This window comes from Roseateles sp., from assembly GCF_039929605.1.
GTDB lineage: Bacteria > Pseudomonadota > Gammaproteobacteria > Burkholderiales > Burkholderiaceae_C > Pelomonas.
In genome coordinates, this window is sequence record NZ_JBDSQX010000208.1 from 11,687 (window position 1) to 23,790 (window position 12,104).

The following is a 12,104-nucleotide window of genomic DNA, read 5'->3' on the forward strand; positions in this document are numbered from 1 at the left end:
GGGGGTGCCCTCGGAGACACTGTTGCGCCATGTCGCCCGCACTACTTTTGATCGGGGTTCTCACTTACTTCGCCGGGCTACTGGTACTGGCGCGGTGCGTGGCGCACGGTTCTGGCGCTGAGGGTTTTTATGTGGGGGGCAGGGAAAGTCCCTGGCCGGTCGTCGCCTTCGGAATGGTCGGCACGTCGCTGTCAGGCGTCACCTTCATCAGCGTGCCGGGCGCGGTGGCCGCCAGCGGCTTCACCTATTTGCAGATTGCGCTGGGCCAGGTCGCGGGCTACGCCGTCATCGCCTGCGTGCTGCTGCCGGCCTATCACCGGCTGAAGCTTGCCTCCATCTACGGCTTGCTCGGCGAGCGCCTGGGGCCGGCGGCGCAGCGGCTGGGCTCGGCCTACTTCGTGCTGAGCCGCACCTTGGGTGCCACGGCGCGGCTCTACCTTGTCGTGGCGGTGCTGCACACGCTGATCCTGCAGCCGCTCGGCGTGCCTTTTGCGGTAGGCGCGGCCGTCGTGCTGGCGATGATCCTGCTCTACACCGTGGAGGGCGGCGTCAAGGCGCTGGTCTGGACGGACACGCTGCAGACGGCCGGCATGCTGACCGGCCTCGTCGTCTGCGTGGCGCTGCTGTGGCGGCCGGATGCGTTCGCGCAGCTCGACGCGGCGGGCCTGAGCCGCGTCTGGGTGGGCGACCCGTTGAGCCGCGACTTCTCCGCCAAGGCGCTGCTCGCCGGCATGTCCATTGCCATCGCGATGACGGGGCTGGACCAGGAAATGATGCAGAAAAGCCTCTCGGTGGCGAAGCTGCGCGATGCGCAGAAGAACCTGCTCGTGCTGGCCGTGCTGATGCTCGTCGTCGTCGCGGCCTTCCTGCTGCTGGGCGGGCTGCTGACGCTGTTCGCGCAGGAGCACGGCCTGGCGGTCAAGGGCGACGCGCTGTTCCCGACCGTCGTCATGCAGCACCTGCCGGCGTGGGTGCAGGCCGTGTTCGTGCTGGCGCTGGTGTCGGCGCTCTTGCCCAGCGCGGACGGCGCGCTGACGGCGTTGACGGCGAGCACTTGCCTGGACCTGCTGCGTGTGCCGCGTGAGGACGTGCGCACCCGCCGCCGCGTTCACCTCGGCTTTGCCGTGCTGTTTCTCGTGCTCGTGCTGGGCTTCAAGGCGCTGGACAGCGCCAGCATGATCTATCTGATCCTGAAGCTCGCGGGCTATACCTACGGGCCGCTGCTGGGGCTGTTTGCGTTTGCGATGTTCACGCCAAGGGCGGTGTCAGGTCGTGCGCTGGTGACCGTGTGCGTGGCGGCGCCGCTGCTGTGCGCGGTGCTGGATTTCGGGCAGCCGTGGGGTGGGTATCGGATCGGGTTGGAGCTGCTGTTGCTCAATGGGCTGCTAACCTGGGTGGGTCTCTTGCTAACGGGACAACAGCGTGCAGCGCAGGCCCAAACGGCAGACGAGAGCATTTCATGAAATCGGCGTTGAAATTCGTTCTGGCCTACGTCCTGCTGTCTTGTCTGCTGGGTGGTTTGAGCTTGATCCAGTCGTTTCCCGCCCTGCCCACGTCGTGGCTCGGATGGCTCCTGATGTTCGTGCTGGTCATCCCGATCACGCTTGCCGGTGAGTTTCTTGGTGAGGTCCTCTTTCGCAACCCCGTCAGCCAATTCGTTGAGCGCCGCACCAAGCATCGGCAGTTTTCCTGGCTTCGTGTGCTGGTTGCGCTCGCGGGGATGTTGGTCGCGCTGGGTGCCGTCCTGGGCCTTGGCCACCTGATCTCGTCCAACGGCTGGTCGATTTTCTAGCGACCGACGTTCGCAAACGGCTGTTCGCCGCCCCGGCGACACTGCTGGCCGCATGTCCGTACCTGCCCCGTCTTCCTTCAGTCTCACCCGCATGCTCGCCGCCTTCGTGCGCGAGCACTGGCGCGCCTACGCTTCGGCGGGCGCGATGCTGTCGTGCATCGCCGCGCTGACCGTCTGGATCCCTCGCCAGGTCGGCCATGTCGTCGATGCGCTGGTGGCCGGCGGTCTCAAGGGCAACGCGCTCATCGAGCAACTCGCGCTGCTCGTCGCCGCCGGCCTCGTCATCTACCTGCTGCGCGTCGGCTGGCGGCTGACGCTGTTCAAGGCCGCCTACCAACTCGGCGCCCGGCTGCGCACGCGGCTGTTCGCGCGATTGGCGTTGCAGGGCCCGGCCTACTTCCAGGGCCAGCGCACCGGCGACCTGATGGCGCTGGCGACCAACGACATCGACGCCGTGGAGCAGGCGGCGGGCGAAGCGATGCTGGCCGGCTTCGACGGCACGCAGACGCTGCTGCTGGTGCTGGCCATGATGACCGTCGCCATCGACTGGCGCCTCGGCCTTGCTGCCCTCGTGCCCTTCCCGCTGATGGCTGCAGCGTTCTGGTGGATTTCCAAGCACCTGCACGAAGCCGCGCAGGACTCGCTGAACCGCTTTGGCGACCTCAACCAGCAGGTGCAAGAGAGCCTGGCCGGCGTGCGCACATTGCGGGCGTTAGGCCTCGTCGGCAGGAGCGAGGCGCGCTTTGGCGAGCTGGCTGGGAATGCGGCCGAGGCGGCCTACCGGTCGCAGCGCTGGGAGGCGGCCTACGAGCCCGCCGTCGGCATGACGCTGGGCCTGGCGACGGCGATTGCGCTGGCCATGGGCGGCTGGCTGGTGGCGCAGCGCGAGATCAGCATCGGCCAGCTGACCGCGTTCACGATGTACCTCGGCCAGTTGATCTGGCCGATGTTTGCGGCCGGCTGGGTGCTGGCGCTGCTGGAGCGCGGCCGCGCGGCCTGGACGCGACTGGCGCCGGTGCTGGACGCGCCGCTGACCCTGGCCGACGAGGGCAGGGCGGCGCTGCCCTCCCAGGCCACGCTACGCGCCGAGGGGCTGACGTTCGGCTTCCCCGGTGCCAAGCGGCCGGCGCTGGAAGGCTTGGACCTCGAACTGGCGCCGGGCAGGACACTCGGCATTGTCGGCGCCACCGGCGCAGGCAAGTCGACGCTGGTGCGGCTGCTGCTGCGCCAGTCCGAGCCCGATGCCGGCCGCATGACGCTCGGCGGCGTGGCGCTGCCCGAGTTGCCGCTGGCCGCGCTGCGTGCCCACGTCGCCTGGGTGCCGCAGGAGCCTTTCCTGTTCTCGGCCTCGGTGGCCGACAACATCGCCCTGGCAAGACCTGGCGCCACGCCGGCCGACATCGAAGCCGCAGCCCGCCTGGCGGCCGTGCACGATGACATCACGCGGTTGCCGAACGGCTACGCCACCGAAGTCGGCGAGCGCGGCGTGACGCTCTCCGGTGGCCAGCGCCAGCGCGTGGCCATCGCGCGGGCGCTGCTGTCGGACTCATCGCTGCTGGTGCTGGACGACGCACTCTCCGCTGTCGACACCGGTACCGAGACGGCCATCCTCGATCACCTGCGCGAGCTGCGTTCGGCAAGGCCCGACAGCAGCGTCATCGTCGTCGCCCACCGGCTGTCGGCGGTCATGGATGCCGACGAAGTCATTGTGCTGAAGCAAGGTCACGTCATCGAACGCGGTACGCACGAACAGCTGCTGGACTTGGGCGGCTGGTACGCGGCGCAGTGGCGCTATCAACAAATCGAGGCCAGCCTTGACGCAGCCTGAAGCAATCAACACAGCCACAGAGACACAGAGGCACAGAGAGCAAGCGCACTCTCTCTGCGTCTCTGTGCCTCTGTGGCTGTGTTCAATCGCACTCGTATGAAGACCGAACGTCCCTGGCAAAGCGTCGGCCTGCTGATGGAGTCAGCAGGCCCCGAACGCCCGAACTTGATCCGCGGCGGCATCTGGCTGCTGCTCGCCGCCGGCCTCGAAGTCCTCGCCCCCATCCTCGGCAAGCGCTACATCGACGACTACCTGTTGCCCGGCCACTACGACCTGGGCGCCATGGCGATGCTGCTCGCCACCGTGCTGCTGACCGGCTGGGCGTCGAGCTGGATCCGCTACGCCCAGCTCTCCCGCATGGCCGGTGTTGCGCGACGCTCGGTGCTGCGCTTGCGCGAGCGGGTCTATGCCCATGTGCTTGCGCTGCCCATGGCCTTCTTCGACAAGGCCATCACCGGCCAGCTCGTCAGCCGCGTTACCAACGACACCGAGGCGGTGAACCAGTTGTATAGACAGGTGCTGTACGTGATGCTGGACTCGACCATCGTCGTCTTCGGCTCGTTGATCGCGATGGCGTTTCTGGACTGGCGGCTGATGCTCATCGTCGCGACGCTGGTGCCGGCCATGGTGGTCATCATTACCGTCTACCAGCGCCTGTCCGCGCCAGCCGTGCAGCGCACACGCCAGTTGCGCAGCGACATCAACGCGCAGATGGCAGAGAGCATGGCCGGCATGGCCGTGCTGCAGGCGGCGGGCGCGGCAGCGTGCTTTGGCGCGCGCTTCGAGACCGTCAACGGCGAGCACCGGCTGTCGCGCATCGCCGAGCTGCGCGCCAACGCCTGGCTGCTTCGGCCAGCGCTGGATTTTCTCAACGTGCTGTTGCTGGTCACCGTCATCTACGGCTTCGGGCGACGCGAGCTGTCGGGCATGGAGGTTGGCTTGCTCTACGCCTTCCTGGCCTACATCGCCCGCGTCGTCGAGCCGCTGATCCAGATCACCATGCAATTCGGCCAGCTTCAGCAGTCCATGGTCGCCGCATCGCGCGTGCGGGCGCTGCTGGATGAGGACGAGTTTCGTGGCCCGCCGCAAGACGGCGCGCCCGTCACGCGCGGCGCTATCCGCATCGGGGGCCTGGGCTTCGGCTACGACCCCGCGCGGCCGGTGCTGCATGGCGTGGACGTGGACATCCCGGCCGGCAGCTTTGTCGGCATCGTTGGCCACACGGGCAGCGGCAAGAGCACGCTGCTGTCGCTGCTGCTGCGCTTTTACACGGCGCAGCAGGGCCGCATCACCGTCGACGGCCAGCCGCTGGAGGCCGTGCCCGACGCCGCCTTCCGAGACGCGGTGGGCCTGGTGCCGCAGGAGCCCTTCCTGCTGGCGGCCAGCGTGCGCGAGAACATCGCGATGGGCCGGCCAGGCATCACCGACGAAGCGGTTCAAGCCGCGGCTCGGGACGCGCGGGCACATGACTTCATCACCGCTTTGCCGCAGGGTTATGACACCAAGCTCGGAGAAGGCGGCGCACGCGTGTCCACCGGCCAGAAGCAGCTGCTCGCCATGGCCCGCGCGCTGGCGGGGTCGCCGCGCATCCTCTTCCTGGACGAGGCGACCAGCAACGTCGACAGCGAGACCGAGGCCCGCGTCGGCGCTGCGCTGACGGCGCTGCACGGCCGCGTGACGGTCATCGCCATCGCGCACCGGCTGTCGACGATCCGCGCGGCCGACCAGATCCTCGTGCTCAACCACGGCCACCTGCAGGAGCGCGGCACGCACGAGGCGTTGATGGCGATAGCCGGCGGGCTCTACCGCCGGCTCGTCGAGCTGCAGACGCTGGAAGAAGTCGAAGAAGACGCTTAGCGGGCGCGGGCTTCGAGCACGCTCAAGGAGCCGCGCAGCGAACGCAGCGCCTGCTCCATTGGCGTCTCGCCCGGCGCGGGCAGCAGCCGGGCCTCGCGGTTGGCCAGCACGTCTTCACGCAGCGTCAACCCGGCACGCGCGAACTGCGGCTTCAGCACGGCGGCGCGGTCACGCAGCAGTTCGCGCGTGGCCTGGTAGGCGTGCTCGGCCAAGCGGCGGCGCTGGCTGTAGCTGAAGGTGTTGGCGAGGAAGAGCTCGGCGTCGCGCGGGTCGGGTTCGAACAGCAGGATGTCGGTCTGCGGGTGCGTCAGCTCATAGCCCTTCATGCCGAGCGCCAGCCGCGAGTGGATCAGCGAGCGGAAGGTCTGCGACAGCACCAGCGGCAGGCCGCCGTCCACCAGCCGGTGGATGCGCGGCTGCAGCGCGCGCACGGCGGGGCGGCCGAGCTTGCTGGCGAGCTTTTTCGCGCGGCGCGAGCGGGCCTCGCGGGTCGACAAGCGGTCGCTGGCGTAGGGCACCAGTGGGTTGAGGCAGATCAGCAAATCCAGCCCGCGGTCCAGCAGCACGGAGGCGTGCAGCGTCTTCTTCAGCGCACCGTCCACGTAATGCCGGCCGTCGATCTCGACCGGCGGGAACAGCCCGGGCAGCGCGGCGCTGGCCTGCACGGCCTGGGAGATGGGTACGTGGTCCCAGCCCTCGGTGCCGAAGGGGATGGCCTCGCCGCTGTCGAGGTCGGTGGCGACGAGCACCAGGCGGCCGCCCAGCTCGCGGAAGTCGTTGCTGCGGCCTGCTTTGGCGAACACGCGCATGAGCGCCTCGCCGAAGCGCTCGCTGCTCAGCAGGCCGGTGGGCAGCACGCGGCCCAGGCGCTCGACGGCGCTCAGGCGCGAGCGGCCTTCCAGCAGCACCTCGCGGGCGGCGTCGGCCAGCAGCTGCGGCAGCAGGCGCAGGCGCTGGCCGAACTCGCCCCAGGCCGGCTGCAGCAGCTCGGCGGGGTCGAAGCGGTCGGGCGCTGCGGCGGTGTTCTCGATGAAGGCGGCGCAGAGCTGGCGCGGCGTCATGCCGTTGGCTAGGCCGGCAGCGATGAAGCCGCCCGCACTGACGCCGATGTAGCCGTCGCAGGCGGTGAAGTCCAGGCCATCAACGGCCTCCTCCAAAGCACAAAGGGCGCCAACTTCATAGATGGCGCCCAGTGGGCCTCCGCCTGCCAGGGCCAACCCGATTCGTGGTTGGCTCATGGTCAGAGAGATTTAACGTCGATCAAGCTTGCGCGGCAGGTGCGGGCTTCTTGGCGGCAGGCGTCTTCTTGGCCGGGGCGGCCTTCTTGGCGGCAGGTGCAGCAGCCTTGGCGGTGGGCTTGGCCGCAGCTGTCTTCTTGGCTGGTGCGGTGACGGGCTTGGCAGCCGGAGCGGCCTTCTTGGCAGCGGGAGCAGCAGCCTTCTTGGCAGCGGCCTTCTTGGCCGGCTGCACGCCGGTCGCCACGGCCAGCGCGTCGATGCGCTTGATCAGGCTGTCGATGTCGGCCTTGGTCGGCACGCCCAGGCCTTGCAGGGCCTTGGCCACGCGGGCTTCGAAGATGGTTTCCAGCTTGTCCCATTGCTGGCCGGCCTTGGCGCCGACGTCGCCGGCGACGCTGCTGACCTTGCTGGCCACGGCGCTGAACTTCTCTTCAGCGGCGGATTGGGTCTTCTTCTGCAATTTCTGTCCTTCGGAGACGAGGGCCTCGAAGACCTTGGAGCCTTCGCCCTGGGCCTTGTGGAAGGAGGCGAGACCGGCGGCCCAGATCTGCTGGGCGCTGTCCTTGACGTTCTGTGCCATCGCGCTGTCGAGCAGACCAGCCGGGAAGCCGGTGGCGGCAGCAGCCTTCTTCTTGTCAGCCATCTTTTGAAGCTTCTTGACCATGGGGTGTCCTTTCGAATGTGCGGAGTGCGGGCGGACTTTAGCGGCGGGCTTGCCTGCTGGCGCGTCCATTCCTAGTGAGCAAGCTCTACGTGGGGAGCCTGCACGGCAGCGGGCGCGGGCCACGCCCGCTGCCGTGCAGGCCCCCTGCCCTGGGGAAAGTGCCCAGCAGGCCGCCTCAAGCGCTGGTCAAGAATCAGGCGAAACCCCAAAGCAGGAGACCCGCATGCAGTATTTCGTCACTGGCGCCACAGGCTTCATCGGCAAGCGCCTCGTCAAGAAGCTGCTGGCCCGGCGCGGCAGCACGGTCCACTTCCTGATGCGCGAGGAAAGCGCGGCCAAGCTGCCCGACCTGCTCGCCTACTGGGGCGTCAGCAAGACCCGCGCGATTCCCGTCTACGGCGACCTGACGAGCAAGAAGCTCGGCGTGGCCAGCGACGTGATCAAGAGCCTCAAGGGCAAGGTCGACCACCTCTATCACCTGGCTGCGGTCTACGACCTGGGCGCCGACGAGGAGTCGCAGGTCGCGGTGAACATCGAGGGCACGCGCAGCATGGTCGAGTTTGCGCAGGCGGTGGACGCCGGCCACGTGCACCACGTCAGCTCGATTGCGGCGGCAGGCCTGTACGAAGGCGTGTTCCGCGAGGACATGTTCGAGGAGGCCGAGGGCCTCGATCACCCCTACTTCATGACCAAGCACGAGAGCGAGAAGATCGTTCGCAAGGAGTGCAAGCGGCCGTGGACGGTGTATCGCCCGGCGCTGGTCGTGGGCGATTCGAAGTCCGGCGAGATGGACAAGATCGACGGGCCTTACTACTTCTTCAAGCTGATCCAGCGCATGCGCCAGATCCTGCCGCCGTGGATGCCCAGCGTCGGCCTGGAAGGGGGCCGCATCAACATCGTGCCGGTGGACTTCGTCGTCGACGCGCTGGATCACATCTCGCACAAGGTCAGCAAGGGCCAGGGCTGCTACCACCTGGTCGACCCGCAGGGCTACCGCGTCGGCGATGTACTGGACATCTTCAGCAAGGCCGCGCATGCGCCCAAGATGAACCTGTTCATCAACGCGGCATTGATGGGCTTCATCCCCAAGAGCGTCAAGAAGGGCCTGATGGCGCTCGCGCCGGTGCGCCGCATCAAGAACGCGGTGATGAAGGACCTCGGCATCCCCGAGGACATGTTCACCTTCATCAACTATCCGACCCGTTTCGACTGCCGCGACACCGAGGCCGCGCTGAAGGGCTCGGGCATCGCCTGCCCGGACCTGAACGACTACGCCTGGCGGCTGTGGGACTACTGGGAGCGTCATCTCGACCCGGCCCTCTTCATCGACCGCTCGCTGCGCGGCGCGACCGGCGGCAAGGTGGTGCTCGTCACCGGGGGGTCATCTGGCATCGGCCTGGCCGCGGCGATCAAATTCGCCGAGGCCGGCGCGATCACGCTGATCTGCGCGCGTGACGAGGTGAAGCTGGCCGACGCGGTCAAGGAGATCAAGGACAAGGCCGGCAAGGACGCTCAGATTCACAGTTATGCCTGCGACATCGCCGACGAGGCCGGCTGCGCCGGGCTCATCCAGTGGTGCAACGACGAGTTCGGCGGCGTCGACTTCCTCATCAACAACGCCGGCCGCTCCATCCGCCGCGCCATCGAGAGCAGTTACGACCGCTTCCACGACTTCCAGCGCACGATGGACCTGAACTACTTCGGCTGCCTGCGCGTGACCATGGGCCTGCTCCCGGGCATGGTGGCCAAGAAGAAGGGTCATGTCGTCAACATCAGCTCCATCGGCGTGCTGACCAATGCGCCGCGCTTCAGCGCCTACGTGGCCAGCAAGGCCGCGCTGGATGCCTGGACGCGCTGCGCCTCCAGCGAGTTCGCCGACACCGGCGTGACCTTCACCACCATCAACATGCCGCTGGTGCGCACGCCCATGATTGCCCCCACGGCGATCTACAAGAACGTGCCGACGCTGGCGCCGGAGGAGGCCGGCGACATGATTGCGCAGGCCTGCATCAACAAGCCGGTGCGCATCGCCACGCGCCTGGGCATCTCGGGCGAGATGCTGCATGCCGCCGCGCCGCGCATCGCGCAGATCGTCATGAACACGACCTTCCGCATGTTCCCCGACAGCTCGGCCGCCAAGGGCGACAAGTCGGGCAAGTCGGGGCTGTCGCCGGAGGCGATTGCGATGCAGCAGATGATGCGCGGCATCCACTTCTGAGGATTGGGCGCGTGGGCGTAGCTGGCGTGTCGCGCCATCGACCGGCACGCCCTCGGTTTGGCAGCCACGTCGGCCACGCCTTCTTCGTATCCACATGCAACGAAGCCGCGCATTCGACAGAGAAATCCCCGCATTTGCGTGGCGATGCAGCATGGCGACTCGACACAATGCGGCCGGTCTTTTATCGAAAAATATATTGCTCGATGTCCGCACGCCTTGCTTTCGTCCCTGCCGTCATTCGTTCGATGGCGCGCCGCGCGGCACAGGGATGTGGTGTGCTGCTCATGGCCGCCGCGCTTGGCGGTTGTGAGCAGGCGGTGTCTGGCGAAGGCGGAAATTCCAGCATGGTCTTTGGTCTCTTCAAGAGCAAGTACCGCACGACGGTGCGGCCCGAGTTGGGCGGCGCACTCAAGCGCGAGTCGGCCTTGCCTGCGTTTCAGCCGCAACCCAAGCCGGCCTATCCGGTCGTCCGCAACGTCAGTGCCGACGCGCCGCCGCCGAGCGGCACGCTCGCCGCCGAGCGGCGTGACCGCCCGCCTGCCGAAGCCTTCATCGTCGATGGGGCTGCCGGGCGGCCGGCGGTCGCGCTGGTCAATACCTACGGCGACAAGCGCAGCGCTGGCTTTTGGGAAGTAGACGGCAGACGCTTTGGCAAAGCGCGTACGGCCACCTTCGATGCCTCGCAGCCGAGGTGGCTGATGTGGGCGTCCGAAGCGGCGCTTGCTCTGCCTGTGGACCGAATCCTGTTTCACCTGAGCTACCACGACCCCCGCGCCAGGAACGCCGTATTCCTCTACGACACGGCCTCGGACCGCGTACGCCGACTCGGCGATGTGGAGCCTGACTGGCCGCGCGGCCTGCCGCCTCAGTACCTCGATAGCCTGCAGGTCCGCCCCGACGTGGCGCTGGTCCGTTATGGCGCGGAGAGGGAGCGCATCGGCACGCAGCAGTACGTGAATCATTTCGAGCACATTTTGCTTTTCTCTCCCCGTCATCCGGACGGCCTCGAGATTGCGACGCTGGGCCTGGACGACGGCCATGTGCGTCGCTGGGGCATGGTGGGCAGCCGCCTGTGGCTGGAGACCGCCGACGACCGAGCCAGTCAAGCTGGCCGCTTCATCTGGTCGCTCGACCTCGCCCCAGTTCTTTGAATCACTTCAGGGAGACCGCAGCATCCTGCGGCGCCATAAAACCATGATCGATCAAGACTGCCTGTCGCCCCAAGAGGCCTCCTACATCGCGCACAACGCGTACTTCACGTTGAAGGACTGGATCTCCGGCCAGCCCACCGTGGGCATGGAGTCGCGGGCGAATGTTCGCAAGATGGTGACGGGCGACGGCATGGGTGCGGCCGCGCAGGGCGGCGGCGACAACACCTCGCTGCGAGGCACCGGTCTCGCAGGCGCCAAGCTCGACCGCGTGTTCGCCGGCAGCACCAACGGCACGTCCACCGGCTTCGGCTACGTGCTGAGCTTCAGCCGCGATGGCCGTCGGCATGTCGTGGTGGCCACGCGCGGCACGCGTGCCGAGCATTCGAAGGCCGATCTTTACACCGACCTGCGTGCGTCGATGACGTCGATGGCTGGTATCGGCCCGGTCCACCACGGCTTCCGCAATACCTTCGACAGCGTGAAGATCGGCCTCGCGCGCGACGACAAGCGCGTGATGGACGCCGACGTGGTGCACTGCGTCGGCCACAGCCTGGGCGGCGCGGTGGCCACACTCGTTGCCGCGCACTTCGGGGGGCGCGGCAAGGACGTGAAGCTCTACACCTTTGGCTCGCCACGCGTGGGAGCGTTGGGCTCGTCGTCGGCGATGGAGCAATTGCTGGGCAAGCGCAACATCTTCCGTGTGGCGCATGACCTCGATCCGGTGACGATGGTTGGTCCCTACCCATTTAGCCACGTCAACGGCCTGCCCACTGACGACAACAACATGATCCTCGTCTCGCCCACCGGCAAGCTGCTGAGTGTTGCGAACCACGACATGCGCGAGTACGTGACCAGCGTAGGCGGCACCGGTATGACGTGGGCCAACGTGCGGCTGGGCAGCCAGGCCGTGGACCGCGACAACGCGGTGCTCGCCAAGTGGCTGCTGCGCAGCTCCGACAACCCGGGCTGGATGACGCAGAGCGCTGCGCAAGGGCTGAGCTACCTGATGAAGGCGTTCGGCCATGTGCTCAAGGTTGCCGGCTACGCGGGTGTCCATGGGCTCACCGCCATCGACCTCTTTAGCGCGACGCTGGCGCACAACCTGACCCGTCAGGCTGCGGCGAACCCTGAGTTGATGGGCTGGCTGAGGCAGGCCGCTGGCTGGGCGCGCATCGTGATCGTGGGCGCTGCCGACATCACGGGGAAGGTGATCCGAGGCATCCTGATGGCGATGATGAGCGTGCTGCGCCCCCTGGCGACGCTGGCCATCGTCAACACCGCAGGCCGGGGCATGCCGCTGCCTCTGTTGCTCGGTGGTGCCACTGCAGTGACTGGTGCGGTGCTGGGGTGAGCCAC

Annotated in this window: 9 protein-coding genes; 7 read left to right on the plus strand and 2 right to left on the minus strand. The window is 67.5% G+C overall.

Annotated features, from left to right (window positions below; genetic code table 11):
• Positions 1–29: 29 nt before the first annotated feature.
• The 4 genes from ABIS05_RS27785 (at position 30) to ABIS05_RS27800 (ending at position 5,477) form a co-directional block, all read left to right on the plus strand.
• Positions 30–1,463: a sodium:solute symporter gene (locus ABIS05_RS27785; RefSeq protein ID WP_348063379.1), complete on the plus strand. Its 1,434-nt coding sequence runs from the start codon at positions 30–32 to the stop codon at positions 1,461–1,463.
• Positions 1,460–1,792 (plus strand): hypothetical protein, encoded by a 333-nt coding sequence (locus tag ABIS05_RS27790; protein ID WP_348012752.1) that lies wholly within the window; start codon positions 1,460–1,462, stop codon positions 1,790–1,792. The genes ABIS05_RS27785 and ABIS05_RS27790 overlap by 4 nt, the downstream gene beginning before the upstream one ends.
• Before the next feature lie 52 nt (positions 1,793–1,844).
• Entirely contained in the window at positions 1,845–3,620 is a 1,776-nt protein-coding gene (locus ABIS05_RS27795) for an ABC transporter transmembrane domain-containing protein (RefSeq protein ID WP_348012753.1), read from the plus strand.
• 96 nt (positions 3,621–3,716) lie between these two features.
• Positions 3,717–5,477, plus strand: a complete 1,761-nt coding sequence (locus tag ABIS05_RS27800; protein WP_348012754.1) for an ABC transporter ATP-binding protein — start codon at positions 3,717–3,719, stop codon at positions 5,475–5,477.
• Here ABIS05_RS27800 and ABIS05_RS27805 read toward each other — a convergent pair.
• Together ABIS05_RS27805 and ABIS05_RS27810 are read right to left on the minus strand one after the other, a co-directional pair.
• Positions 5,474–6,715 (minus strand): patatin-like phospholipase family protein, encoded by a 1,242-nt coding sequence (locus tag ABIS05_RS27805; RefSeq protein ID WP_348012755.1) that lies wholly within the window; start codon positions 6,713–6,715, stop codon positions 5,474–5,476. The genes ABIS05_RS27800 and ABIS05_RS27805 overlap by 4 nt on opposite strands.
• A gap of 22 nt (positions 6,716–6,737) precedes the next feature.
• Entirely contained in the window at positions 6,738–7,379 is a 642-nt protein-coding gene (locus tag ABIS05_RS27810; RefSeq protein ID WP_348012756.1) for a phasin family protein, read from the minus strand.
• Positions 7,380–7,602: 223 nt separating this feature from the next.
• Between ABIS05_RS27810 and ABIS05_RS27815 the strand changes: the two genes are divergently transcribed.
• From ABIS05_RS27815 to ABIS05_RS27825, 3 genes are all read left to right on the plus strand, one after another.
• Positions 7,603–9,597: an SDR family oxidoreductase gene (locus ABIS05_RS27815; RefSeq protein ID WP_348012757.1), complete on the plus strand. Its 1,995-nt coding sequence runs from the start codon at positions 7,603–7,605 to the stop codon at positions 9,595–9,597.
• A gap of 203 nt (positions 9,598–9,800) precedes the next feature.
• Entirely contained in the window at positions 9,801–10,748 is a 948-nt protein-coding gene (locus ABIS05_RS27820) for a hypothetical protein (RefSeq protein ID WP_348012758.1), read from the plus strand.
• Positions 10,749–10,791: 43 nt separating this feature from the next.
• Positions 10,792–12,099, plus strand: a complete 1,308-nt coding sequence (locus tag ABIS05_RS27825) for a lipase family protein (RefSeq protein WP_348012759.1) — start codon at positions 10,792–10,794, stop codon at positions 12,097–12,099.
• Positions 12,100–12,104: the final 5 nt, after the last annotated feature.

What these genes read in the sequence shown, in the direction of transcription:
- ABIS05_RS27785 (WP_348063379.1), top strand. Translation starts at nt 30, where the DNA reads ATGTCGCCCGCACTACTTTTGATCGGGGTTCTCACTTACTTCGCCGGG.
- ABIS05_RS27790 (WP_348012752.1), top strand. Translation starts at nt 1,460, where the DNA reads ATGAAATCGGCGTTGAAATTCGTTCTGGCCTACGTCCTGCTGTCTTGT.
- ABIS05_RS27795 (WP_348012753.1), top strand. Translation starts at nt 1,845, where the DNA reads ATGTCCGTACCTGCCCCGTCTTCCTTCAGTCTCACCCGCATGCTCGCC.
- ABIS05_RS27800 (WP_348012754.1), top strand. Translation starts at nt 3,717, where the DNA reads ATGAAGACCGAACGTCCCTGGCAAAGCGTCGGCCTGCTGATGGAGTCA.
- ABIS05_RS27805 (WP_348012755.1), bottom strand. Translation starts at nt 6,715, where the DNA reads ATGAGCCAACCACGAATCGGGTTGGCCCTGGCAGGCGGAGGCCCACTG.
- ABIS05_RS27810 (WP_348012756.1), bottom strand. Translation starts at nt 7,379, where the DNA reads ATGGTCAAGAAGCTTCAAAAGATGGCTGACAAGAAGAAGGCTGCTGCC.
- ABIS05_RS27815 (WP_348012757.1), top strand. Translation starts at nt 7,603, where the DNA reads ATGCAGTATTTCGTCACTGGCGCCACAGGCTTCATCGGCAAGCGCCTC.
- ABIS05_RS27820 (WP_348012758.1), top strand. Translation starts at nt 9,801, where the DNA reads ATGTCCGCACGCCTTGCTTTCGTCCCTGCCGTCATTCGTTCGATGGCG.
- ABIS05_RS27825 (WP_348012759.1), top strand. Translation starts at nt 10,792, where the DNA reads ATGATCGATCAAGACTGCCTGTCGCCCCAAGAGGCCTCCTACATCGCG.